The following is a 24,298-nucleotide window of genomic DNA, read 5'->3' on the forward strand; positions in this document are numbered from 1 at the left end:
TGTAGGAGCGGCTTCAGCCGCGATGCGCTCACAGCCACACCGCGTCCCAGAGCGGGTAATCAGCCACCCGCCTCACCAATCCGGCCCGAATGGGATTGGCAATCACATAACGCGCGACCGCCCGCACATCCTCTTCTTGCCGCAGAGCCCGATCATGGAAACCGTGCTGCCACAGCGCACCGTTTCGCGACAGACGCTGATTGATCTGCCGCGCGCTGCGGCCTTTAACCCGACGCATCAGCTCATTCAGTGGCGTGCGCTCGAGTTGCACCAGCCAGTGCAGGTGATCAGGCATCACGACCCAGGCTAGTGAATGCACCAGACCGAGTTCATGAGCCTCACGTAGTTCAGCGACCAGCAGCCGCCCAAGGGTAAGGTCCTTGAACAGGGCTTCGCGCCCCAGCAGCACACTCGTCAGCAAGTAGATGCGAGCCGGTTCGGAGAATCGCCCACGGCGCAGTGCATCCGCATGCGGTTTACCGGAAAGAAGCATTCCCTTGCCTCCTGAGCTTGACCGACTCTGTATAGCAGCAATCATCGATCGCGGCTGAAGCCGCTCCTACACGAACAGCGCATGCCTCTGTAGGAGCGGCTTCAGCCGCGATGCACTCACAGCCACACCGCGCCCCATGGCGGGTAATCGACAAGCCGCCGCATCAGGCTTGCCCACCCTGCCGCGCTCCATTCGTACCGCGTCCAGGCTCCTGCGGTAGCAACGGTATCGTCGCTCCGGCCCCGGGAGCTGGGCATTGAAACCGATGAATCGCGGCTGAAGCCGCTCCTACACAAACAGCGCATGTCTGTAGGAGCGGCTTCAGCCGCGATGCGCTCACAGCCACACCGCGCCCCATGGCGGGTAATCGACAAGCCGCCGCATCAGGCCTGCTGCGACCTGACCGGCCACAGCTGTGCGACCGCCCAGGCCAGCTCGAAGAACAGGAAGATCGCGATCAATGGTGTAGCGCCGTGCATCAGCGCGTAGATCTGCCAGGTGGAGAACAGCACGCGCCCCGCCCCGTCGTAGCGGCCGAATACCGCCTGCGGGTCACGGATGCGCAGCACCGACCAGACGCAGACGATCGAGCCCATGAGGTTGGCCAGCAACAGGTGCATCGGCTCGAACGGCGGCAGCGCGCCAGGCAGGCCAAGCCCCTGATGCAGGGTCTGCAGCAGGCCGTGCAGGGCCATGAAGCTCCAGGGCGTGACGAAGGCGGCGGTCACCAGCAGGTCGTACCAGCCACCGGCGCGTACCAGCCGGCGATAGTTTTCGGGCGTCCACATGGGTAATGCTCCAATCATTCAGGGAGCACTCAGGCTAAAGCCTGGAGTATGCTCCAAGGTCAACCCCCACCGAGTGCCGAGCATGCGTATCGGAGAATTGGCCGCAGCCTGCGAAGTGAGCCGTGACACGCTGCGTTTCTACGAACAGCGCGGGCTGATCGCCGCACGCCGCAATGACAACGGTTACCGCGACTACCCGGCCGAGACGGCGCAGCTGGTCACCTATATCCGCACGGCCCAGCGCCTGGGATTCAGCCTCGGCGAGATCGGCAGCCACATCGGCGAGCTGTGGCAGGCCAGTGACCCGGACCAGGCCGTCACCCGGCTGCTGCAGGACAAGCTGGCGTTGATCGAGCAGCGCATCGAGGAGTTGCAGCACCTGCGCGGCGAGCTCCAGCAGCGCCTGGCCACCACCTGCCCGTTGCGCCGCTGACAGGCGGGACGCATTGCATGCTGACCCGAAAGTCAGCTATCGTCGCCGCACGTCGCGCGCGACGCACCTGGATCAGCAGACAGGGTCAACACTGAGCTGGCTTACCTGAAATCAACCTCAGAGGAGCCACTCAATGGCTGCTACCCGTATCTGGATCAAGACTCCCCTCGCCATCTTCACCGCCAACGACCTGGACGCCAGTGGCGGCCTGGTGGTCGAAAACGGTCGCATCGTCGAACTGCTCGGCGCCGGCCAGCAGCCCGCAGCACCCTGCCAGCAGGTGTTCGATGCGCGCGAGCACGTCGTGCTGCCCGGCCTGGTCAACACCCACCATCACTTCTACCAGACCCTCACGCGCGCCTGGGCGCCGGTGGTCAACCAGCCGCTGTTTCCCTGGCTGAAGACGCTCTACCCGGTGTGGGCACGCCTCACCCCGGAGAAGCTCGCCCTGGCCAGCAAGGTGGCCCTGGCCGAACTGCTGCTGTCGGGCTGCAGCACGGCGGCCGATCACCACTACCTGTTCCCCGGTGGCCTGGAGAACGCCATCGACGTGCAGGTCGAAGCCGTGCGCGAGCTGGGCATGCGCGCCATGCTCACCCGTGGCTCGATGAGCCTGGGCGAGGCCGATGGCGGCCTGCCGCCGCAGCAGACGGTGCAGCAGGGCGAGGTGATCCTGGCGGACAGCCAGCGCCTGATCGGCCAGTACCACGAGCGCGGCGATGGCGCGCAGATCCAGATCGCCCTGGCGCCCTGCTCGCCCTTCTCGGTGACCCAGGACATCATGCGCCAGAGTGCCCAGCTCGCCGATGAGCTGGACGTGCGCCTGCACACCCACCTGGCGGAAACCCTCGACGAGGAAGACTTCTGCCTGCAGCGCTTCGGCCTGCGCACCGTGGACTACCTGGACAGCGTCGGCTGGCTCGGCCCGCGCACCTGGCTGGCCCATGGCATCCACTTCAACCCGGACGAGATCGCCCGCCTCGGCGCCGCCGGTACCGGTATCTGCCATTGCCCCAGCTCCAACATGCGCCTGGCCTCGGGCATCTGCCCCAGCGTGGAACTGGAGGCCGCTGGCGCGCCGCTGGGCCTGGGCGTCGACGGCTCGGCCTCCAACGATGCCTCGAACATGATCCTCGAAGCGCGCCAGGCGCTGTATATCCAGCGCCTGCGCTACGGGGCCGAGCAGATCACCCCGCAGCGCGTGCTCGGCTGGGCCAGCAAGGGTTCGGCGCAACTGCTGGGACGCAGCGACATCGGCGAACTGGCAGTGGGCAAGCAGGCCGACCTGGCGCTGTTCAAGCTCGACGAGCTGCGCTTCTCCGGCAGCCATGACCCGCTCTCCGCCCTGCTGCTGTGCGGCGCCGACCGCGCCGACCGGATGATGATCGGCGGCACCTGGCGGGTTGTCGACGGGCAGATCGAAGGCCTGGACGTGGCACAACTGATCGCCGACCACCGCCAGGCGGCGCGCGAGCTGATCGCCGGCTGACGTCGTCTTCACAGGCGGGGCCGCAGCCAGCGATACCCGGCCCTCAGGCCATGGGGCCAGTCGCGGCTGAAACCCTTCCCACGCGGCCCCTCCCACAAGAACAGCGCCACCCTGTGGGAGGGGCGTTAGCCACGACCATCGTGTCCGCCATGCGAGGCTGGCGCGACGCACCACAACACGACATGCACGCCTGCCACGCACCAATACGGCTCCGGCGTCGGGCCAGGCGCGCAGGGGAAACGCCACCACCTCCGCTATTTGTCCTGTTGGTCAGCTTTTTGCAGTCATGGGATCAGCCAACCAACGGCCATCCCAATACCAAGACTGGAGCTCCACCCACCATGTTCGAGAAGAGCAAGAAACCGCTGCTGCGCACCCTCGTCGCCGCCCTCGGCTTTGGCGCCATGCTCAGTGCCTCCGCCGCCGATCCACTGAAGGTCGGCTTCGTCTACATCGGCCCTATCGGCGACCATGGCTGGACCTATCAGCACGAGCAGGGCCGGCAGATGCTGATCAAGGAACTCGGCGACAAGGTCACCACCAGCTTCGTCGAGAACGTACCGGAAGGCGCCGACGCCGAGCGCGTGATTCGCAACATGGCCAAGGGTGGCTTCGACCTGATCTTCACCACCTCCTTCGGCTACATGAACCCGACGATCAAGGTGGCCAAGCAATTCCCCAAGGTGACCTTCGAACATGCCACCGGCTACAAGCAGGACAAGAACGTCGGCACCTATCTGTCGCGTTCCTATGAAGGCCGCTACGTCGGCGGCTTCCTCGCGGCGAAGATGACCAAGACCAAGAAGGTCGGCTATATCGCCTCCTTCCCGATTCCCGAGGTGATCCGCGACATCAACGCCATTCAGCTGGCCCTGGACAAGTACAACCCGGGCACCGAGATCAAGGTGGTGTGGGTCAACACCTGGTTCGATCCGGGCAAGGAATCCGATGCCGCCAACGCGCTGATCGATCAGGGCGTGGACGTGCTGTTCCAGCACACCGACAGCCCGGCGCCGATCCAGACCGCCGAGCGCCGTGGGGTCTACTCCGTGGGCTACGCCTCGGACATGGCTCACTTCGGACCCAAGGCCGTGCTCACCTCCATCGTCAACGACTGGGGCCCGCACTACGTGAAATCCGCCCAGGCGGTGATCGACGGCACCTGGCAGCCCCAGGACTTCTGGGGCGGCCTGGCCGAGGACACCATCGAGCTTCCTATCAGTGACCTGGTGCCGGCCGACGTGAAGAGCGAAGCCGAGCAGATCATCGCCGACATCCGCAGCGGCGCGTTCCACCCCTTCACCGGCCCGATCAAGGACCAGAGCGGCGCGGTGCGCATCGCCGAAGGCGTGAGTGCGAGCAACGCCGAGCTGGCGTCGATGAACTACTACGTGGAAAACGTGAAGGCCGAACTGCCCAAGTAAGCACTCGCCACGGCCTGCGGCACCCGCCGCAGGCATCGCGGCCGAGGCAGACACCTCAGCCACGACGACTCGACCATCACCGATGCCGTCCCTGCCGATCTTCTGCAGAACCGCATCCAGGGGATCTCGTACGAGGTCCTTTTTCGCTGCCCTGGGTACGAGAAGACTCGCAGCAACTCCCCGGAGCCTTTATGAACAGCCTGCCCATCATCGATATCGCCCCCCTGTACAGCGACGACGCCTCCGCCTGGCCCGCCGTGGCCGAGGCCATCGACCGCGCCTGCCGCGACCGGGGCTTCTTCTACATCGTCGGCCACCCCATCGGCGGCGCGCGCATCGACGCCCTGCTGAGCGCGGCGAAGACCTTCTTTGCCCTGCCTGCCGAAGAGAAACTCAGGATCGACATCACCCAGACCGCTCATCACCGTGGCTACGGCGCGATCGCCACGGAACAGCTCGACCCGAACCAGCCGAGCGACCTGAAGGAAACCTTCGACATGGGCTTCCACATGCCTGCCGACCACCCCGAGGTGCTGGCCGGCAAACCGCTGCGCGGGCCGAACCGTCACCCGGATCTGCCGGGCTGGGCCGCACTGCTGGAACAGCACTACGAGGACATGCAGGACCTGGCCAGAACCCTGCTGCGCGCCATGGCCATGGCCCTGGACATCGACCGGGACTTCTTCGATGCGCGCTTCCACGAGCCGATCAGCGTACTGCGCATGATCCACTACCCACCGCGCCACACCGCCACCAGTGCCGATCAGCAAGGTGCCGGCGCGCACACCGACTACGGCTGCATCACCCTGCTCTACCAGGACGATGCCGGCGGCCTGCAGGTCCGCGCACGCGATGGCGAGTGGATCGACGCCCCGCCGATCGCCGGCAGCTTCGTGGTCAACATCGGCGACATGATGGCGCGCTGGAGCAACGACCGTTACACCTCCACGCCACATCGCGTGATCAGCCCGCTGGGAGTGGACCGCTACTCCATGCCGTTCTTCGCCGAACCGCATCCCGACACACTGATCGACTGCCTGCCGAACTGCTCCAGCGCGGACAACCCGCCCAGGTATTCACCGGTGACCAGCGCCGAATACCTGCTGTCGCGCTTCGCCGATACCTATGCCTACCGGCGGGAAGAGGCATAGGGCTGGTTACATCGTTGGGTGGATGACGTTCTTCTCATCCACCGTTGCGGCAGCGGAACCTGCGCATCGGTGGACATGCAGAGCGATGTCCACCCTACGTATGGAGGGCCTGTGGGAGGTAATGCTGTTCACATAAGAAGTGGTCGGACGCGATAAGTCCCCTCGCCCCCCCCTTGGGGGAGAGGGTTAGGGAGAGGGGGAAACTGGCAGTTCTGTGGAATTCTCAGCCCTCTCCCCCAGCCCCTCTCCCATAAATGGGAGAGGGGAGCCAAACCTGTGCAACCTTAAATGAACAGCATTAGGCCTGTGGGAGGGGCTTTAGCCGCGACAGCAAGCGGTCGGTCTGTCGCAGCTAAAGCGGATCGCCGCCCGGCCCTCCACACAGCAAATTCCTGTCCCTGCGGTTAAACTTTACGCCTACCTCAAGCCTGACCACGAGATCCGACCATGCCCGAATGGCTCAATGCCCTGCCCAAGGCCGAACTGCACCTGCACCTGGAGGGCTCGCTGGAGCCGGAACTGCTGTTCGCCCTGGCCGAACGCAACCAGATCGCCCTGCCCTGGAGCGATGTCGAGGCCCTGCGTGCGGCCTACGCGTTCAACAACCTGCAGGAGTTTCTCGATCTGTATTACGCCGGCGCCAACGTCCTGCGTACCGAGCAGGACTTCTACGACCTGACCTGGGCCTACCTGCAACGCTGCAAGGCGCAGAACGTCATCCATGTCGAACCCTTCTTCGATCCGCAGACCCACACCGACCGGGGCATTCCCTTCGAAGTGGTGTTGCGCGGCATCCAGCAGGCGCTGCGCGACGGCGAGCAGCAACTGGGCATCAGCCACGGCCTGATCCTCAGTTTCCTGCGCCACCTGCCCGAGGACGAAGCGTTCAAGACTCTGGAACAGGCGATGCCGTTCCGCGACGCCTTCATCGGTGTCGGCCTCGACAGTTCGGAAAAGGGCTTCCCGCCGCGCCTGTTCGAGCGGGTGTTCGCCAAGGCACGCAGCGAGGGCCTGCATGCGGTGGCACATGCCGGCGAGGAAGGGCCGCCCGAGTACATCTGGGAGGCGCTGGACCTGCTCAAGATCAAGCGAATCGACCACGGCGTACGCGCCATCGAGGACGAACGCCTGATGCAGCGCATCATCGACGAGCAGATCCCGCTGACCGTCTGCCCGCTGTCCAACATCAAGCTGTGCGTGTTCGAGCACATGAGCCAGCACAACATCCTCGAGATGCTCGAGCGCGGCGTGAAGGTGACGGTCAACTCGGATGATCCCGCCTATTTCGGCGGCTATGTCGGCGAGAACTTCGCCGCCCTGCATGAACACCTGGGCATGACCGAAGCGCAGGCCCGGCGCCTGGCGCAGAACAGCCTCGACGCGCGCCTGGCCTGAGCAAGAGCGTCGCCGCTGAAGCGCCTCCCACAACCGTGGGAGGGGCTTCAGCCGCGACCATAGACTCAGTGCTCGTCCAGCTTGCGGCGCCTGCCGGTCACCATCGACAACGGCAGGTTGTCGCGCAACCGGTAGCTCTCGAACAGCGCGGCGGCGACATGCAATCCAACCAGTGCCATCAGGGCATTGGCACAGAATTCGTGGATTTCCAGCGGCAGGTCGGCGCCCCAGAAGTAGTCGACCTCTTCCATCAGAAAGCCGGTCACACCCAGGCCGAGCATCAGCGCCATCATCAAGATCATCACCAGCGCCCCCAGCGGCGAATGCCCCAGGCGGTGATACGCTCGCCCGGACAGCAGCGCCCGCAGGTGCTCGCCCAGACGCGCAGGGGTTGGCCAGAAATCCGCCCAGCGCGCCGCCGGCGTACCGACGAAGCCCCACACCAGGCGGATCACCAGCCAGGCCACGGCGTAGTAACCGAACCAGCGGTGCCAGTTCTCGCCTTCCTCGGTGAAGAAGTAGTTGGCCAGGAACGCGCCGGCCAGGGACCAGTGGAACAGGCGCACCACCGGGTCCCACAGGCGTACGGTCGCGCGGTTCATCAGCCTTCCACGTTGCTCTTGACCGGCTTGCCGCTGACCGGGTCGAAGTAGATTTCGACCTTCTTGCCGGCCTTGTCGAAGCCATAGATCTCGTAGCAGTTGCCGCTGGTGACCTTGAATTTCTTGATCTGGTAGCCCTCGGCCTTCAGCTCGCTCTGGAACTTGTCCTGGTCCTGCCACTGCGCCTGGTCAACGTTGGTGCATTGCGTGGCGGCGAAGCTTGCCGGGGCGGCCAGCAGCAGGGAAAGCAGAAACATCTGGTTCATCGTGTCGTCCTCGAAGCAGTGGAAAGTTGTTTGCTGCGGGGAGGCACTATCACGCCTGAACCTTAAGGCTGTATTAGCGCGCAGCGGGCTGTGCACACGATTCGTGGAGGCTGGCTCCACGGCGAGGCGGTTGATGACGAACGCCCCTCGGCCAATTCTTGGCCTGGGCGCTCGCCCCTTCTTCCACAACACGAGCCGTGACCATGAGCCAGCCAAGAACCCTGTACGACAAACACATCGACTCCCACACCGTCTGTACCCTGGATGATGCCGGGCATGTGCTGCTGTACATCGACCGCCAGGTGCTCAACGAGTACACCAGCCCGCAGGCATTCAGCGGGCTGCGCGAATCGGGCCGGCCCGTCTGGCGCCCCGGCGCGCACCTGGCCGTGGTCGATCACGTCAACCCGACCGCTGCCAGCCGCACGAGCGAGATCGCCGACGCCGGTGGCGCGCGCCAGGTTGCCTATCTGGCGGAGAACTGCCGCGACTTCGCCATCGAACTGTTCGACCTGCTCGACCGCCGCCAGGGCATCGAACATGTGGTGGCCCCCGAGCAGGGCTTCATCCTGCCCGGCATGGTGGTCGCCGCCGGCGACAGCCACACCACCACCTACGGCGCCCTCGGTGCTTTCGGCTTCGGCATCGGCACGTCGCAGATCGAACATCTGCTGGCCTCGCAGACCCTGGTCTACAAACGCCTGCGGAGCATGCGCGTCCGCGTCGACGGCAAACTGCGACCCGGTGTGGTCTCCAAGGACATCATCATGGCGCTGATCGCGCGAATCGGCGCCTCCGGCGCCACCGGCTATGCCGTGGAGTTCTGCGGCGAGGCCATCGATGCCCTGAGCGTCGAGGCACGCATGACAGTGTGCAACATGGCCGTCGAAGCAGGGGCGCGCGGCGCGTTCATGGCACCGGACCAGAAGGTCTTCGACTATCTGGCGAACAGGCCGATGGCCCCCAAGGGCGAACGCTGGCAACAGGCACTGAGCCACTGGCGCCAGTTGCAGAGCGACCCCGGCGCGCAGTTCGACCGTGAAGTCCACATCGACGCATCGCAGCTGCAGCCCATGGTCACCTGGGGCACCAGCCCGGATCAGGCACTCGCCATCGACGGCCGCATACCGGCGCCAAGCGAGCAGACGGACCCCATCCTGCGCCAGGACATGCAGCGCGCCCTCGATTACATGGGACTGCAAGCCGGGCAGGCGCTGCAGGGCATCCGCATCGACCATGCGTTCATCGGCTCCTGCACCAACGCGCGCATCGAGGACCTGCGCCAGGTCGCCGAGGTGATCGGCAGGCGCCAGGTCGCCAGCCATGTACGCGCGATGATCGTTCCTGGCTCCACCGCCGTACGCGAGCAGGCCGAAGCCGAAGGCCTGGCCAGGCAATTCATCGAAGCCGGCTTCGAGTGGCGGCAATCCGGCTGCTCCATGTGCCTGGCGATGAACGACGACGTGCTGCCAGCAGGCGCACGCTGTGCGTCCAGCACCAACCGCAATTTCGAGGGACGCCAGGGAGCGGGAGCCCGCACCCACCTGATGAGTCCGGCCATGGTCGCAGCCGCTGCGATTGCCGGACACCTGACCGATATCCGTTCACTCTGACCTGCGAGGTTCGCATGCAAGCCTTCACTCTCGTCAGCGGCAAGGCCGCTGCGCTGCCAGCAGCCAACATCGACACCGACGTGATCATGCCCAAGCAGTTCCTCAAGGGCATCGACCGCAGCGGCCTGGATCGCGGTCTGTTCTTCGACCTGCGTTTCCTTGCCGATGGCCGCCCCAATCCGGCATTCATCCTCAACCATCCGCAGTGGCAAGGCGCCTGCTTCCTGGTCGTGGGGCCGAACTTCGGCTGCGGCTCCAGCCGCGAGCATGCCGTGTGGGGGCTCAGGCAACTGGGGATTCGCGCCCTGATCGGCAGCAGCTTCGCCGGCATCTTCCATGACAACTGCCAGCGCAACGGCGTGCTGACCATCAGCCTGCCGGTGCCGCAGGTGAACGAACTGAGCCGCCGGGTCAGCCAGGCCGAGTACAACCACCTCGACATCGACCTGGCCAGCCAGACCATCGCGCTCGGCGATGGCCGAGCCCTCGCGTTCGACATCGACCCGCTGCGCAAGCAGGCCTTGCTGCTGGGCCTGGACGCCATTGGCAGCACCCTGCAGCGCGCCGAACGGATTCGTCAGTTCGAACGCGATCATCTGCAGGCAAATCCCTGGCTGGCCTGAGCGCAAGCCAGGGGCAGGACCCTACGACGCTCGCGTCGTAGGGGGGCAGGTCAGGAATAGAGAAACGCCAGCACTTCCTCGAGCAGCACCTGCGGCACTTCTTCGGCGATGTAGTGCCCGCAGGGCAGCGCCTTGCCATGGACGTCCGCCGCGACCCGGCGCCACTCCTGCAACGGGTCGAAGCAGCGGCCAACGGTGCCTTCCGCGCCCCACAAGGCCAGCAGCGGCACACTCAGCTTGCGCCCGGCCTGCACATCGGCGCGATCATGTTCCAGGTCGATGCCAGCACTGGCGCGGTAGTCCTCGCACAGACCATGGGCAGTCCCCGGCAGGCTCAGGCAACGCAGATACTCGGCCAGCGCCTCGTCGGTGAAGGGTTTCATCCCGGCGCTACGCGCGCCCATCACGCTGCGCAGGTACAGTTCCGGGTTGGCTTCGATCAGGGTTTCCGGCAACGGCGCCGGGCGGATCAGGAAGAACCAGTGCCAGTAGGCACGCGCGAACGCCTCGCTGGTCTGTTCGTACATCGCCAGCGTCGGGGCGATATCCAGCGTGATCAGATGCTTCACCGCCTCGGGATGATCCTGTGCCAGGCGATGAGCGACGCGTGCGCCGCGATCATGTGCCAGGACATCGAAGCGAGAGAAACCGAGCGCCTTCATCAGCTCCAGCATGTCCAGCGCCATCTGCCGCTTGCTGTAGGCTTCGTGCCGTTCGCCACCGGCCGGCTTCGCACTGTCGCCATAGCCACGCAGGTCCGCTGCCACCACCGTGAAGTGCCTGGCCAGCGGTTCGGCTACCTTGTGCCACATCGCGTGAGTCTGGGGATGACCATGCAGCAGCAACAACGCCTGCCCGCTGCCCCCTTTGCGATAGTGGATGCGTATGCCATTGACCTGGCACTGGCCTGTCTCGAAGGACGCGAACATGAGGCGAGTCTCCTTAACTGAACTGGGGAGCCTACATGCTAGGCCGCACGGCTCGGGCCACTAAGGTGCAAAGCGTGGCGGCGCCCTTCATGAATCGTGGCCAAATACCGGCAGTGCAGCCAGGTACTGCTCGAGAAACTCCACGCAGGCACGCAACCTGGCCGAATGGGCCAAGCGGGTCGGATACACGGCCCAGACATTGGCGCTCTGACGGTACTCCGGCAACACCTGCACCAGTGCGCCACTGGCCAGCAGCGGCTGCACTTCCCACTGCGAGCGCAGCATGATGCCGCGATCGGCCAGGGCCCAGGCCAGCACCACCTCACCACTGTTGGAGGACAGCGGCCCGTCGACCCGCACCGAATGCGCCTGCCCATGCCGCTCCAGGTGCCAGATGCCGAATGGATAGTCGCGCTCCTTGATCACCAGACAGTCGTGGGACTGCAGATCCTCCAGTTCCTGCGGACAGCCCTGGCGCTGCAGGTACGCCGGAGAGGCGCACAACACGCGGCCGTTGTCCGCCAGGCGTCGTCCGATGCACTGTCCCGGCAGGTCGTCACCGACGAGGATCTCCAGGTCGATGCCCTCGGCGACGATGTCCACCACCCGGTCGAACAGTTCGAGGCGAACGTTCAACTCGGGGTAGAGCTCGACCAGTCGCGCCAGCGCCGGCGCCAGGTGACTGCGGCCAAAGCCGAGGCTGCTGCTGATGCGCAACAGCCCTCGCGGCGTCTGCCGGGCCACGGACAGCTCATCGAACAACTCGTCCACATCGGCGAGGATACGCAGCGCCCAGCGCTGGGTACGCTCGCCATCCTCGGTCAGCGCAACGCGCCGGGTGGTGCGATGCAGCAGGCGGGTGCCGAGGGTGGTTTCGAGGATCTGGATGCGCTTGCTGACGTATGCGGGCGACAAGCCGAGCTCCTCGGCCGCAGCCGCGAAGCTCTTCTTGCGAATGACGGTGAGAAAGACCCGCAGGTCCTCCGGCAAAGGGAAAGCGTCTCGTGCGCCACTCATGCAGCCTATCCACGGCAGGACAAAGTGGCAGGATACGGCGGCCAGGCAGCGAGGGTAACCCCATCCGGCCGCCGCCGTACGAGCAACTCAGAAGTCGTAATCGACCTTGGCCCAGAAGGTACGCCCCGGCTCGTCGATACGGGTGTCGCCGGGGAAGCCGAATCCGGCGTTGCCAGCCAGGTTGAGGTGCTCGGCGTAGCGCTTGTCGAACAGGTTGTCGACGCCGGCACTGAGCTTGACCTCGGAGGTCAGGCGATAGGCGCCGTTGAGCGAGAACACGCCGAAGCCGGCGCTCTCGTCGAGGTCCTGCCCCACCACATTGCCCCGCCCCTCGGCGATGCGCCCCTGGCCATCGACCACGCGCCACAGTGCGCCGACGCTCCAGTCGTCGCGCTGGTAGCTCAGTCCCAGGCGCGCCTCCAGCGGCGGCATCTGCGGAAGCGCCTCGTCGTCACCGCTGTTCTTGCCCCAGGCATAGGCCAGGGTCGCGTCAGCCTTCCAGTTGCTCGCGAAGCTGTAGGCCACGCCCAGCTCGCCACCCATGATGCGTGCATCGACGTTGTCGGCACGGGTGTTCATGCCCCGGTAGTCGAACAGGATGTAGTCGCGAACCTGCCCGGCATAGGCCGAGGCCCAGGCTTGCAGCGCGTCGCTCTGGTACTGGATGCCGACATCCAGCTGGGTGGTCTTCTCCGGCTTGATGCCATCGAAGGCGTTGTCCGCACCGGCCGGACCATTGAGCCCGGCGGAGAACAGTTCCCAGTAATCGGGGAACCGCTGCACGTGGCCGATGCCGGCATAGACGGTGGTCGGTGAACCGGCCAGGTCATGCTCGTAACGCACGAAACCGCTGGGCAGGGTGTCGGCCCGGGTCTCCCCCGCCGTCGGGTTGGCCGTGCTCATGCCCATCATGCTGCTGAAGCGCTGGCGGAAATCCTTCGCCGAGGCGCGGTCGAGGCGGGCGCCGGAGATCAGCCGATCACGCTCGGCCAGGCTCCAGGTGGCTTCCGCGAACACGCCGTAGTTGTGCATCAGCGCATCCTTGTTCCACGGGTAGCGATCGGTATCGGTGTAGCCGCTCATCATGCTGTAGCTGGAACGACGCGCGCGGTGCTCGCTGCGCTGGGCGTCGACGCCGGTGATCAGCTCGAGCTCGTCCCAGCGCCAGGTGGCGGCCAGGCGCGCACCGAGGGTGCGGCGATCGACCTGCGAGGCCATCGGCATGGCCATCATGCTGCTCGGGTCCGGCACGCGCAGGCGAAAGTTGTCCATGATGTGGTCGGCATAGTTGTAGTAGACCTTGGCCTCCACCTTGTCCAGCACGTCACCGAGGTTGCTGCGTTCGATACGCAGGCCGAGGCTTTCGCGCTTGAACTGGGTGCCATCCATGCCACGCCCGGCGTAGCGCGCCTCGCCATCGCCACGCCCGGCAGTGAGTTCGATCAGGCTGTCGTCATCCGGCGTCCAGCCCAGTGCCACATCGCCGTTCCACTTGTCCCAGCGCGAGGGGATGGTGTCGCCATTGCCGTTGTCGTAATCGTCCGAATGCGAGCGGTTGCCGGTGAACCGCAGGTAGCCCTGTGCGCCACCAACGGCGCCGTCGAGCGCCTGGTCGAAACGACCGTTGGAGCCGGCCAGCACGCTGGCATGCAGGCGCGCGCCCAGCTCGCCGAAACGCTCCGGCTCACGGTCGAAACGCACCACGCCCGCCGATGCACCGGGGCCCCAGATCACGGTCTGCGGGCCCTTGGTCACGGTCAGCAGGTCGAAGGTTTCCGGGGCGATGTAGGAACTGGGTGCATCCATCCGCCCCGGACAGGCTCCGATCATCTGCCCACCGTCGGTGAGCAGCAGCAGACGCGAACCGAACAGCCCGCGCAGCACCGGATCACTGTTGCTGCCGCCGCTGCGGATGGCGGAGAAACCGGGAATGGTCTTGAGATAGTCGGCGGCATCGCTGGCCGGCACCGGCTGGCGCGGGTCCTTGGGATCGGCCACGACGGTGAGAGGCGAGCTTTGCTGGATCGCCGTGATCACGCTGGGCGGCAGTTCATGCACAGCCTCCTCGGCATGAGCGGCAGCGATGGAACACAGGCCACAGGCGATGGCCAGGGCGGACAGGGGAAAACGAACGCGCACGGAGACGGCGCCCGGAACGAAGGAAGCGGACATGCGGATACCTGAAAGTCGGTTTGCGAAGAGACCCGGCAAGGGTCTCGATAGCCAATGGATGACCTCAGATCGGCATCGGCGGCGCGCGTGACAACGCATCAGGGAAGTGCGCACTGGCCCGTGGCGGAGCCGGCCACTTGACGGTGGCCGGTTGCGCCAGCGGCAATCGCCCGAGCAGCGGCCAGGCGCCATCGGCCAGCACCGGGCAGTGCGAGAACAGCGAACAGTAGCCACAGGCATCGGCCTGCAGGACGGGCCGATGAGCCTCGACGGTCGCCGGCGCGCTGCCGGCTCCGTCATGACAGGCGAGTTCGTTCAGCCAGCGCCAGTCGGCCGGCTCGGCACGCAGTTGCGACGCCACGGGCGCCAGAACGATGAGGACGAACGCCAGCAGCCCGAGCCGGGCGGCGAGGTTTCGTCTGCGTGCCGTGAACAGCATCAGTGCTGGTGTTCGCCTTCGCCATGACCCGCAGCGTGGTCATGGGCGGCCGGTGCATCCTTCTGCACCGCGACTTCGACTTCGACATCGCCGGCCTTCTCGAAGGTCAGGGTCAGCGGGAAGCGTTCACCGTCCTTGGCCTGCTGCTGCAGGTTGAACAGCATGACGTGGTAGCCCATGGGCTCGAACTTCACCTCGCCACCGGCGGGGATGGCCACGTCCTGCACCTGCTGCATCTTCATCACGCCATCGGCATGCAGGTGTTCATGCAGCTCGGCCTTGCCGGCGACCGGGGTGCTGACGCGGATCAGGCGGTCGGCTTCGCTGCCCTTGTTGTGCACCACGAAGTACGCTGCGGCGGTCGGTGCCACCGGCGGCATTTCGCGCGACCAGGGGTGGTCGATATGCAGTTGGCCGACCTCGTACTCGTGAGCTTGAGCGAATAGCGCCGGCAGCAACAGCGTCAGGCCGAGCAGGGTTTTCTTCAGGGTCATGGTATTACCTCCGGGTTTGAAATCGAATCATGGGTCAAGGGTACAACGTGTCACGGCGGCCAGCGCTGCGCGCAGGCCGAGCCCTGCTCGGCGACGGTCGCGGACGACGACGCAGGCGACGCCAGCCCAGCAGCGTGCCGCTGAGACAGATGAGCAGGCCGCCCAGGCTCGCCAGCCACATCCAGCCATCCCACAGCGGCCGGTTCTGCAACAGCGGCAACCAGTCCCAGCTGTGCAACAGGGCGAACAACCAGCGCGACGTGCGCTGACCTGCGTCGAGCCGGCCCACTACCGATCCCGTGCGCGGATCGAGGTGCAGCCAGGTCTGTGCCGGGTCGTCGAAACGTACCCGCAGGACCGGCAACGGTCGCTCCAGATGACCGAGCATGCTGTGCTCAGCGCGGGCGTAGTAGTAGAAGTCGTAGGCGTTCAGGCGCTCGACCTGCAACCGCTCCTGCGGGCGAATCGCCTGCGCGGCGCGCAGCAGTTCCACGTCCGTCAGGCCGTGCAGCAGCGTGCCGTCGCCCTCCGCCGGCAGCAGCGCCGTGGCGCCACTGGCATCGACACCCTGCAGATAGGCGCGCCCACCGACCAGACGCCAGTGCAGCTCACGTGCGCTCAGCCCCGCTTCGCGCAGGCGCACGATGGCCTGCTGCGCAGGTAGCGGGAACGCCTCGGCACGCAGCTCCGCGCCCTGGTAAGCGGCCATGTCGAGCGGCGTGGGCGTCGTGAACAGGCGCCAGGGGTTCATGGACATCAGGCCACTGAATATCCAGGTCAACACCAGCGCGCCGAATGCCAGGCCGCCGATATGGTGCCAGCGGGCCAGCCCCCGATAGGGGCTGCGTGCGCCACTGCGATAGGGCTTGGCGAAACGCCAGCGCAGCAGGCCCACGACGATGCCCAGCAGGGTCATCAGCGTGGCTGCCAGCGACAGGTAGATGACGATGTCGCCCCACCAGCGATCCAGCGTCCCGCCACGCAGCGGATACAGCCAGTGCAGCCAGGCACCCAGCCAGTTCCAGCTGCGTTCGCTGGCCGTCGCATCACGCACCACCTCACCGCTGTGGCTGGAAACGTAGAGCAACGTGCCATCGTCCAGTTCGACACGATGCAATGGACGGTCCGCATCCAGCGCACGGGAGTGGGTCCAGGCGTCCTCGTCCACCAGCCCCTGGTAGGAGGCGCCACGTCCGGGGGCGAACTGCCGCGCCGCAGCCCGTGCAGCCTGTTCGTCGACGCCCGCCAGGCGCTGGCCGCTGCGCGCATCGACAGCCAGCACGCGCTGGCCATAGCGCAGCAGGTAACGGGGCTGGCCAGCGACGGTGGTCAGGCGCACGGCCGCCGGTGCCTGCCGTTCATCGGCGGCTGCCAGCACCTGCGCCAGGGGCACGCAGCAGTCCTCGGCGGACAACGCCGGCAGCTGCGCCAGGTGCTCGCGCGGGGTCAGCTTGGGATAGCCCACGTACATCATCACCAGCCCGGAGACGAACCACAGCGCCATCAGCAGGCACAGACCGATGCCCAGCCAGCGATGCCACAGGTAGAAGTAGCGTTTCATGGCTGCTCTCGTCAGAACCGCGACTGCAAGGCCAGCTCGAACGAGCGCGGCGCCCCGAGGAACAGCATGTCGCTGCTGGCCCAGCTGGCGTACACCTCATCGGTGAGGTTGCGCGCGCGCAGCGTCAGACGGCTGTCGGCGTCGACCCGATAGCTGACGAAGGCGCCGAACAAGGTATAGGCAGGCGCCTTCAACTGGTTCGCCGCATCGGCATACACGGAGGCGACGTGGCGGCTGTCGACGCCGACCTGCCAGCGTGGCGCCAGGTCATAGGTCAGCCACAGGTTGGCCACCTGGTCCGGCACGTTGGTCGGCGTATTGCCCTTGCGTGATACCGACTGACCGGCGACGTTCTCGTTGAACGCGTCGTACTGGGCATCGAGCCAGGCCAGGTTGGCCTCGGCCAGCAGGCGCGGGGTGACCCGCAGCGCCGCGGCGATTTCCAGCCCGAGGGTCGATTGCTTGCCGACCGCCAGTGTCTGCCCGGGGTTCGCGGGGTCGCGCGTGGCCAGGTTCTCCCGCTCGATCCGGTAGGCCGCCAGCGTTGCCGACCCTCGTCCGGCGAGAAAGTCGAACTTGCTGCCCACCTCCAGCTGCCGCCCTTTGGTCAGGTCGAAATCCTGCACCTGGCTGAGGCTCGCCGTGGTCAGGATGCCAGCGGGCGGGTCGGCCGCCGTGCTGTATTGCACGTAGACGTTGGCCGCCGGGGTGAGCGCGTAGATCAAGCCCACTCGCCCGGTGGTCGGCTCGTATTCGCGGGAGAAGAACGCCGGGTTGCTCGCCGTGGCGGCCTGGTGGTTGGTGACTTCCAGATCGATGCGGTCGTGACGCAGCCCGGTGAGCAGCGACAGGCGCTCCGTCAGTTGCAGGCGGTTCTCGACGAACAGTGTCCAGGTATCGACCTGATTGGTGCGCTGCCGGGCATAACCGGGGCTCATCCCCGGCAGGTCGAAGAAATTCCCCGGAGTGAAGTGCTCGGCATCGACCACGCCGAAGGGGCCGGACACCGAGCGGGGGTAGCGCGTCTGCACATTGTGGCTGTAGTCGACACCCACCGCCCATTCGCTCGACAGCCCGAACAGCCCGTGCTGATGGCGCAGTTCCAGGCGGTTGCCGTTGAGCTCCTGATCATGACGTTGCAGCAGGGCATTGCTGCGCTGCACCTGGCTGTTGCTGGCATCGGTATAGGCGTAAGTCTCGAGGTTGCGGTACTCACGCCGGGCGTTGTAGTGGTACAGCGTATTGAGCACGCGGGTCGCGTCGCTGAAGCGGTACTCGGTCATGGAGCGCAACCAGCGCACGCGTTGCTCGTAGCGCCCGTCCTCCACGTTGTAGTTCTCGAAACGCCGACTCTCGTCCACCTTGAGATCGCCCGTGCGCCCCTTCAGCACCGGGCTGCCCCAGTACGGGCTGTCGACTTTCTCTTCCTGGTATTCCAGCGCCAGGGTGTGAGACAGCTGCTCGGTGAAATCCGTCAGCAGCGAGAACGCACTGGTCCAGGCCTCGCGCTGTTCCCGGTCGACATAGCCGTTGCTGGCGCTGCGGCTGACATCCAGACGCACGTGGTTGTAGTCGCCCAACGGCTGATTGAAGCCGTAGGCCAGTTCGTTGCTGTCGAACGAGCCATAGCGGATTCGCCCCTCGCTGAAGGCTTCGTCACGGCTGGCCAGCTTGGTCACGTAGTTGAGCGAGCCACCCACCGCGCCAGCGCCATTGAGAAAGCCGGACGCACCACCCACGGCCTCGACACGCTCATAGATCCAGCCATCCACGGGACGCGCGGCAATCGCGTCGTACTGCACGGTGATGCCATTGAACATCTGCGTCACCTGGCTTCCGCTGAAGCCACGCCAGGAAACCGCCCCCGCGAAGCCAGGTGGAGCCGCGGCAACCACACCCGGCACGCCCATGAGCATCTGCTGCGTGTTCTCGGCGCCGCGCCGCTCGATCTGCTCGCGGGTCACCACGCTGACCGAAGCCGGCGTCTCCCGCGGTGTGAGGCCGAGACGCGAGGCACTCTCGGCCGTTACGTCGAGGGAAAGCGCCGAGGCGGGCGCGGCGGCGGCACGGACCTCGGTGTCGGGGAGCGTGACGGCCTGCTCGGCCCACAGCATGGGGGAACACGTGCACAACAATACCGCGCTCGATGCGCGGGAGAACGACTTGGACATAGCCTGTTGTTTTCCTGAAAACCAGAACGACAGCGCCGGCCAGACAAGGCCGCAGCGCATGCAACGCAGGAGTGGCGCGGATCAGGAAAGGGGTGAGGCGCGGGGGTTGGCCGATGGCCAGAGGTAGCGGATGGTGCGGGGGATGTGCAGTGTCAGCAGCGGCCTTGCGCGGTCGCTGGCGAGCAGCCCCAGCAAGCCGAAGAAGGCGGCGAGAATGATCGCCGTGAACAGGCTGCCCAGCGCACAGCCCGTGCCGGTCGCGGGGTTCGGCGGGACGATGCCGGAGCCGTCGAGGTCGGCGCCCGCACCGAAGTTGCCATCGAAGGAGCAGTACTGGCCATCCAGGCCACTGAGCTGCATGCCGGCCATCTGACCGTGACTGATCGCGCAGACGAACGCACCGAACAGAATGCTGAAGTACAGCACCCAGGCGGTCAGTGAGCGGTCTTTGCGAGCCAGTTTCATGGGGCGCGACTCTAAACAGAGGATGTCAGCACGACACTGCGGTGCGTTGCCGCAGGCATTTGCTGCGGGAGTCTAGCAGAGGCCGCCGCGACTATCGCGCGCGTCCTCAACACGCTTGCCAGGGCGCTGCGTCCAGCAACCGCCGGCAACGCAACTGCACGAACTCGCGCAGCAGGTGCACGGCCTTGCTCAGCTGTGCGCGATGGGCACACACGAGATACAGCGGCGTCGCCTCGCCGAGCCAGCCTGGCAGCAACACCTGCAGCCGGCCCTCGCGCACATCCTCGGCGACGTCCAGCCAGGACTTGTACACCACGCCCTGCCCGGCAATGGCCCAGCGGCGGGTGACATCGGCATCGTCGCAGACCCGGTCGCCGCTGACGTGCAGGACGCTTTCGCGCTTGCCGTCGTGAAAGCGCCAGCGGTCGTGCACACGGCCGTGCAGCATGTACAGCAGGCAGTTGTGCTGATGCAGCTCCTCCACCGTCCGTGGCGCCCCGTGACGGGCCAGATAGGCCGGTGAGGCGCAGAGCACCCGGCGGTTGTCGGGGGCCACGGGCAGCGCCACCAGGCTGGAGTCTTCCGGCGCGCCATAGCGCAGGGCGATGTCCACGGGCTCGCGAAACAGGTCGGCCACGCGGTCGGCCAGCAGCAGACGCAGTTGCAGCTGCGGGTGCTCGCCCTGGAACTCGTCGAGCCAGGGCAGCAACGTGTTGCGCCCGAGGTCGGACGGAGCCGACAGCTGCAGCACACCGCGAATGCCCTCCTGGCTGCCGGCCAGCTGCTGGCGTCCCTCCTCCAGGCTCTGCAGCGCCAGGCGCGCATGCACCAGGTACAGCTCGCCCTCGGGCGTCAGGCGCAGGCTGCGTGTGGAGCGCGCCAGCAGGCGCACCTGCAGTTGCTGCTCCAGGCGTTTCAGCGCGGCGCTGGCGACCGCCGGCGATACGTCCAGCACACGGGCGGCGGCGGACAGGCTGCCGGTCTCGGCAGTGCGAACGAACAGGTGCAGATCATCGAGACGCAGCATGGCAGCCCAACTTTCAAAAAAATAATGAAAGAGACTCTACTAGCAGCTTCTTTTTCTCGCCACACCAATAAACGAGCATGCACCTGTACCGCCAACGGAGCGCCCCGATGCCCACCCCAGTCACCCTCATCGCCACGATCAACAGCCTGCCGGGCCACGCCGAGGCCGTAGCCGCCGGCCTGCAGGCGCTGGCCGTCGCCAGCAACGCCGAAGCCGGCTGCCAGCGCTATGAACTGCACGCAAACCCGGCCAACCCGCAGCAGTTCGTGATGCTCGAACAATGGCGCGATGACGCCGCCCTCGAGCTGCACCGCAATGCGCCGCACTTCCAGCATTTCACCCAGACCTTCGCTGCACGGCTCGCCAGCATCGAGCTGCTGCCCCTGCAGCGTCTTGCCTGAACCACCGAGAGGCCCCTCATGAAAGCCGTCGCCTACTACCAACCCCTCCCCGCCGAACACCCCGAAGCCCTGCAGGACGTGCAACTGGCCGAGCCGGTACCCGGCCCGCGCGACCTGCTGGTCGAGGTCCGCGCCATTTCGGTCAACCCGGTCGACACCAAGATCCGTCAGGGCGTCACGCCAGCGGACGGCGCCGCCAGGGTGCTCGGCTGGGACGCCAGCGGCGTGGTCAAGGCCGTGGGCAGCGAGGTCAGCCTGTTCCAGCCGGGCGACCGGGTGTTCTACGCCGGCGCCATCGACCGGGCCGGCGCCAACAGCGAGCTGCATGTGGTCGACGAGCGCATCGTCGGTCATATGCCCAGCAGCCTGTCCTTCGCCGACGCGGCGGCCCTGCCGCTGACCGCGATCACCGCCTGGGAACTGCTGTTCGAACGCCTGCAGATCAGCGAAGGCTCGGCCAACCAGAACCAGACCCTGCTGATCGTCGGTGCCGCCGGAGGCGTCGGCTCGATCCTCACCCAGCTGGCTCGCCGCCTGACCGGCCTGACCGTGATCGGCACCGCATCGCGCGCGCAGACCCAGGCCTGGGTGCGCGAACTGGGTGCCCACCACGTGATCGACCACAGCAAGCCGCTGAGCGAGGAACTGGCGCGCATCGGCGTCGGCCAGGTGACCCATGTCGCCAGCCTGACCCAGACCGAGCAGCACTACGAGCAACTGATCGAGGCGCTGGAGCCCCAGGGCCGCCTGGCGCTGATCGACGACCCCGTGCAGCCGCTGGACGTGATGAAGCTCAAGCGCAAGAGCCTGTCGCTGCACTGGGAGCTGATGTTCACCCGCTCGCTGTACCAGACCGAGGACATGATCGAGCAGCACCGCCTGCTGGAGCGCGTGTCCAGCCTGGTCGACAGTGGCGTGCTGCGCACCACCCTGGGCGAGCACTTCGGCCGCATCGACGCCGCCAACCTGCGCCGCGCCCATGCCCTGCTGGAGAGTGGCAAGGCCAGGGGCAAGATCGTCCTCGAAGGTTTCTGAGCGACGCCAGACAACCGCCCCGGTGCGCCTGGCGCGACCGGGCAGCGGTTATTCAGCCGGGCACGGCCAAGCCTTGATCCACGTCAGCAAACAGTCATGTGATGGGACTAGCATGACCTCTCCTGCCACAAGCCTCAGCTCAGGAGATGGTCAGCATGAACATTCTCGTTCAACCGCACGCTCAAGGCGGCGCCTGCCTCTGGCAGGTACGCCTGGACCAGCATTGCGTGAGTTTTCGCAGTGAAGAGGAAGCACGCCAGTTCGTCGCCAAGCTGGAAGCCCGGCTGCGCGCACCACACAAGCTGCCGGACCTGCCCGCATACCGCCAGGCGAGCTGAGCCTCAGCTGCGCCGCAGGGCCGGGCTGAGCAGCATGTGCATCAGCGTGTCGATCAGCGCAGGGGCCTGCACGACCAGGTCGAAGTTGGGGACCAGCAGCCAGTTGGCCTCGATGCCTTCCATATAGGCATGCAGGCAAACGGCCGCACGTTCGCAGTCTAGGTCCTCCGGTAGCTGGCCCTTGTTCACGGCATTGCTCAGGGCCTTGGCGATGCGCTGGTCGCATTCGATGCTGAGCGCCTGCAGGCGTTCGCGCAGGTCGACCAGCTCTCCGGTGTACTCGCATTTGTAACGCAGGATGTCATGGGCACGGCGTGTCTGCTCATCCTCGGCCAGGCGGGTAAGGGCCTTTATCAGCAGTTCGCGCATGCATCCGAGGGGGTCCGGTTCGTCCTCGCTCTCGGTGGCGCGAGCCAATTCCTCGAGCGGTAGACGCAGGCGCTCGAGCATGGCCTGAAACAGGTCTATCTTGTTCTCGAAGTGCCAGTAGATGGCGCCACGACTGACTCCAGCCTCCTTGGCCACCTCCGCCAGGGACGCACGGGAAACGCCCTGGGCATGGAACACCCGCTCGGCCGCGTCGAGTATCTGGACGCGTGTCGCCTGCGCTTCCTCTTTGGTTCTTCTGGCCATCTGTCTACCTGCATTTCTGTTGCCATTACCCCCGACTCAGGGAGGACAAACGAGAGTATGCAGGCAGGTTTAGGCATTTACAAACATTCACGTATGTAAGTATATTCTCGGCCTACCCCCTTGCCTTCGCCCCTCTTTGCCCTCCGGGTACTGATTTCAATTAAAACGAGGTTTCTTCAGATGCACACGAAGCCAGCCTTCGCCGCCTTGGTTTCCGCCGTCGCTTTGGCTCTGCTCAGCCTCACCGGCTGTCAGGAAGACAGCGCACCACAAGCTCAGCAAGCCCCTCAGGTCGGTGTGGTTACCCTGCAACCCCAACCATTTGCGCTGACCACCGAAGTGCCGGGCCGCACCTCGGCCTATCGCATCGCCGAAGTCCGCCCGCAGGTCAACGGCATCATCCAGAAACGCCTGTTCACCGAAGGCAGTGAAGTCAAGGCCGGCCAGCAGCTGTACCAGATCGACCCGGCCATGTACGAGGCCGCGTACAAGAGCGCCCAGGCCACGCAGATTTCCGCCAAGTCGCTGGCCGATCGCTACAAGCTGCTGGTCGCCGACAAGGCCGTCAGCCAGCAGGCCTATGACGAGGCTCGCGCCGCCGGCCTGCAGGCCGACGCCGCGCTGGAACAGGCACGCATCGACCTGCGCTACACCAAGGTACTGGCACCGATCAGCGGCCGCATCGGCCGTTCCGGCGTGACCGAAGGCGCGCTGGTCACCAGCGGCCAGACCATGGCCATGGCCACCATCCAGCAACTCGACCCGATCTACGTCGACGTCACCCAGTCGAGCAAGGACCTGCTCGCCCTGCGCGCCGACCTCGCCGAGGGCCGCCTGCAGAAAGCCGGCGACAACTCGGCTAAGGTGCAGCTGGTACTGGAAGACGGCAGCCACTACGCCCACGAAGGCACCCTGGAGTTTTCCGAAGTGGCCGTCGACGAAGGCACCGGCTCGGTGACCCTGCGTGCGGTGTTCCCCAACCCCGACCATCTGCTGCTGCCGGGCATGTTCGTGCACGCCGAACTGCTGGCGGGCGTCAAGCAGCAGGCGATTCTCGCTCCGCAGCAAGGCATCACCCGTAACCAGCGCGGCGAACCGACCGCCCTGGTGGTCAACGCCGAGAACAAGGTCGAGCAGCGCGTACTCAAGGCCAGCCGCACCGTCGGCAGCGCCTGGTTGGTCGAGGATGGCCTCGACGAAGGCGACCGTCTGATCACCGAGGGCCTGCAGTTCGTGCAGCCTGGCGTCGAGGTCAAGGCCGTGCCGGCGGGCAACGTCAAGACCGAGCAGAAGGCAGACGATGCCAAGCCAGGCAACGGCCAGGGCTGAACGGAGAACT

At 65.9% G+C, this 24,298-nt stretch carries 25 protein-coding genes; 11 read left to right on the plus strand and 14 right to left on the minus strand.

All coding sequences use genetic code 11. From position 1 onward, the window contains the following. Positions 1 to 28: 28 nt before the first annotated feature. Together FIV02_RS19780 and FIV02_RS19785 are read right to left on the minus strand one after the other, a co-directional pair. Positions 29 to 493, minus strand: coding sequence for a transposase (locus tag FIV02_RS19780; RefSeq protein ID WP_152489579.1), 465 nt, complete (start codon positions 491 to 493; stop codon positions 29 to 31). Between the two features lie 383 nt (positions 494 to 876). Then, positions 877 to 1,281, minus strand: coding sequence for a hypothetical protein (locus tag FIV02_RS19785; RefSeq protein ID WP_037051009.1), 405 nt, complete (start codon positions 1,279 to 1,281; stop codon positions 877 to 879). Between the two features lie 82 nt (positions 1,282 to 1,363). On the opposite strand from FIV02_RS19785, the gene FIV02_RS19790 reads away from it, so the two are divergent. The 5 genes from FIV02_RS19790 (at position 1,364) to FIV02_RS19810 (ending at position 7,173) form a co-directional block, all read left to right on the plus strand. After that, positions 1,364 to 1,714: a MerR family transcriptional regulator gene (locus FIV02_RS19790; protein ID WP_037051010.1), complete on the plus strand. Its 351-nt coding sequence runs from the start codon at positions 1,364 to 1,366 to the stop codon at positions 1,712 to 1,714. Between the two features lie 133 nt (positions 1,715 to 1,847). After that, entirely contained in the window at positions 1,848 to 3,203 is a 1,356-nt protein-coding gene (locus tag FIV02_RS19795; RefSeq protein WP_047584279.1) for an 8-oxoguanine deaminase, read from the plus strand. Positions 3,204 to 3,544: 341 nt separating this feature from the next. Continuing rightward, positions 3,545 to 4,627 carry a BMP family ABC transporter substrate-binding protein gene (locus FIV02_RS19800; protein WP_047584278.1) on the plus strand — a complete coding sequence of 361 codons (1,083 nt, stop codon included), beginning with the start codon at positions 3,545 to 3,547 and terminating at the stop codon, positions 4,625 to 4,627. Between the two features lie 191 nt (positions 4,628 to 4,818). Continuing rightward, positions 4,819 to 5,778 carry a 2-oxoglutarate and iron-dependent oxygenase domain-containing protein gene (locus FIV02_RS19805; RefSeq protein ID WP_152489580.1) on the plus strand — a complete coding sequence of 320 codons (960 nt, stop codon included), beginning with the start codon at positions 4,819 to 4,821 and terminating at the stop codon, positions 5,776 to 5,778. 447 nt (positions 5,779 to 6,225) lie between these two features. After that, positions 6,226 to 7,173 carry an adenosine deaminase gene (locus FIV02_RS19810; protein ID WP_152489581.1) on the plus strand — a complete coding sequence of 316 codons (948 nt, stop codon included), beginning with the start codon at positions 6,226 to 6,228 and terminating at the stop codon, positions 7,171 to 7,173. A gap of 65 nt (positions 7,174 to 7,238) precedes the next feature. Here the strand turns inward: FIV02_RS19810 and FIV02_RS19815 are convergent, their stop codons facing one another. Both FIV02_RS19815 and FIV02_RS19820 read right to left on the minus strand, forming a co-directional pair. Then, complete coding sequence (locus tag FIV02_RS19815; protein WP_152489582.1) at positions 7,239 to 7,775, minus strand: cytochrome b/b6 domain-containing protein; 537 nt, start codon at positions 7,773 to 7,775, stop codon at positions 7,239 to 7,241. Then, a complete protein-coding gene (locus FIV02_RS19820) occupies positions 7,775 to 8,041 on the minus strand; it encodes a PepSY domain-containing protein (RefSeq protein ID WP_037051020.1) in 267 nt (88 codons plus the stop codon). Before FIV02_RS19820 ends, FIV02_RS19815 begins: the two co-directional genes overlap by 1 nt. A 203-nt stretch (positions 8,042 to 8,244) precedes the next feature. Between FIV02_RS19820 and leuC the strand changes: the two genes are divergently transcribed. Then, positions 8,245 to 9,654, plus strand: coding sequence for a 3-isopropylmalate dehydratase large subunit (gene leuC, locus FIV02_RS19825; RefSeq protein ID WP_047589377.1), 1,410 nt, complete (start codon positions 8,245 to 8,247; stop codon positions 9,652 to 9,654). Between the two features lie 14 nt (positions 9,655 to 9,668). Continuing rightward, positions 9,669 to 10,277, plus strand: coding sequence for a 3-isopropylmalate dehydratase small subunit (gene leuD / locus FIV02_RS19830; RefSeq protein ID WP_152489583.1), 609 nt, complete (start codon positions 9,669 to 9,671; stop codon positions 10,275 to 10,277). 50 nt (positions 10,278 to 10,327) lie between these two features. Here leuD and FIV02_RS19835 read toward each other — a convergent pair whose 3' ends face one another. The 9 genes from FIV02_RS19835 to FIV02_RS19875 all read right to left on the minus strand — a co-directional run bounded on the left by FIV02_RS19835 (position 10,328) and on the right by FIV02_RS19875 (position 20,552). Next, positions 10,328 to 11,206, minus strand: coding sequence for an alpha/beta fold hydrolase (locus FIV02_RS19835; RefSeq protein WP_152489584.1), 879 nt, complete (start codon positions 11,204 to 11,206; stop codon positions 10,328 to 10,330). An 87-nt stretch (positions 11,207 to 11,293) separates the two neighbouring features. Further along, the gene (locus FIV02_RS19840; protein WP_051800567.1) at positions 11,294 to 12,223 is read right to left on the minus strand and encodes a LysR substrate-binding domain-containing protein; all 930 of its coding nucleotides are present in this window, start codon (positions 12,221 to 12,223) and stop codon (positions 11,294 to 11,296) included. Positions 12,224 to 12,310: 87 nt separating this feature from the next. Further along, entirely contained in the window at positions 12,311 to 14,395 is a 2,085-nt protein-coding gene (locus FIV02_RS19845) for a TonB-dependent copper receptor (protein ID WP_152489585.1), read from the minus strand. A gap of 64 nt (positions 14,396 to 14,459) precedes the next feature. Beyond that, positions 14,460 to 14,834 (minus strand): DUF2946 domain-containing protein, encoded by a 375-nt coding sequence (locus tag FIV02_RS19850; RefSeq protein WP_152489586.1) that lies wholly within the window; start codon positions 14,832 to 14,834, stop codon positions 14,460 to 14,462. Next, positions 14,834 to 15,328 carry a copper chaperone PCu(A)C gene (locus FIV02_RS19855; protein WP_037051032.1) on the minus strand — a complete coding sequence of 165 codons (495 nt, stop codon included), beginning with the start codon at positions 15,326 to 15,328 and terminating at the stop codon, positions 14,834 to 14,836. Before FIV02_RS19855 ends, FIV02_RS19850 begins: the two co-directional genes overlap by 1 nt. A 34-nt stretch (positions 15,329 to 15,362) precedes the next feature. After that, positions 15,363 to 16,889: a PepSY domain-containing protein gene (locus tag FIV02_RS19860; RefSeq protein WP_152489587.1), complete on the minus strand. Its 1,527-nt coding sequence runs from the start codon at positions 16,887 to 16,889 to the stop codon at positions 15,363 to 15,365. 11 nt (positions 16,890 to 16,900) lie between these two features. Further along, positions 16,901 to 19,060, minus strand: coding sequence for a TonB-dependent siderophore receptor (locus tag FIV02_RS19865; RefSeq protein WP_152489588.1), 2,160 nt, complete (start codon positions 19,058 to 19,060; stop codon positions 16,901 to 16,903). An 81-nt stretch (positions 19,061 to 19,141) separates the two neighbouring features. Continuing rightward, complete coding sequence (locus tag FIV02_RS19870; protein ID WP_037051042.1) at positions 19,142 to 19,525, minus strand: DUF2946 domain-containing protein; 384 nt, start codon at positions 19,523 to 19,525, stop codon at positions 19,142 to 19,144. 106 nt (positions 19,526 to 19,631) lie between these two features. Beyond that, positions 19,632 to 20,552 (minus strand): LysR family transcriptional regulator, encoded by a 921-nt coding sequence (locus FIV02_RS19875; RefSeq protein WP_037051043.1) that lies wholly within the window; start codon positions 20,550 to 20,552, stop codon positions 19,632 to 19,634. A 107-nt stretch (positions 20,553 to 20,659) separates the two neighbouring features. On the opposite strand from FIV02_RS19875, the gene FIV02_RS19880 reads away from it, so the two are divergent. The 3 genes from FIV02_RS19880 (at position 20,660) to FIV02_RS19890 (ending at position 22,326) form a co-directional block, all read left to right on the plus strand. Continuing rightward, the gene (locus FIV02_RS19880; protein WP_152489589.1) at positions 20,660 to 20,953 is read left to right on the plus strand and encodes a putative quinol monooxygenase; all 294 of its coding nucleotides are present in this window, start codon (positions 20,660 to 20,662) and stop codon (positions 20,951 to 20,953) included. 18 nt (positions 20,954 to 20,971) lie between these two features. Then, a complete protein-coding gene (locus FIV02_RS19885) occupies positions 20,972 to 21,988 on the plus strand; it encodes a zinc-binding alcohol dehydrogenase family protein (protein WP_152489590.1) in 1,017 nt (338 codons plus the stop codon). 155 nt (positions 21,989 to 22,143) lie between these two features. Then, entirely contained in the window at positions 22,144 to 22,326 is a 183-nt protein-coding gene (locus tag FIV02_RS19890) for a hypothetical protein (RefSeq protein ID WP_037051060.1), read from the plus strand. A 3-nt stretch (positions 22,327 to 22,329) separates the two neighbouring features. On the opposite strand, the gene FIV02_RS19895 is transcribed toward FIV02_RS19890, so the two are convergent. Beyond that, a complete protein-coding gene (locus tag FIV02_RS19895) occupies positions 22,330 to 22,959 on the minus strand; it encodes a TetR family transcriptional regulator (protein WP_037051049.1) in 630 nt (209 codons plus the stop codon). Positions 22,960 to 23,139: 180 nt separating this feature from the next. On the opposite strand from FIV02_RS19895, the gene FIV02_RS19900 reads away from it, so the two are divergent. Next, entirely contained in the window at positions 23,140 to 24,288 is a 1,149-nt protein-coding gene (locus FIV02_RS19900) for an efflux RND transporter periplasmic adaptor subunit (RefSeq protein ID WP_152489591.1), read from the plus strand. Positions 24,289 to 24,298 lie beyond the last annotated feature (10 nt).

The sequence above is a fragment of the Pseudomonas sp. THAF187a genome, assembly GCF_009363395.1.
GTDB lineage: Bacteria > Pseudomonadota > Gammaproteobacteria > Pseudomonadales > Pseudomonadaceae > Aquipseudomonas > Aquipseudomonas khazarica.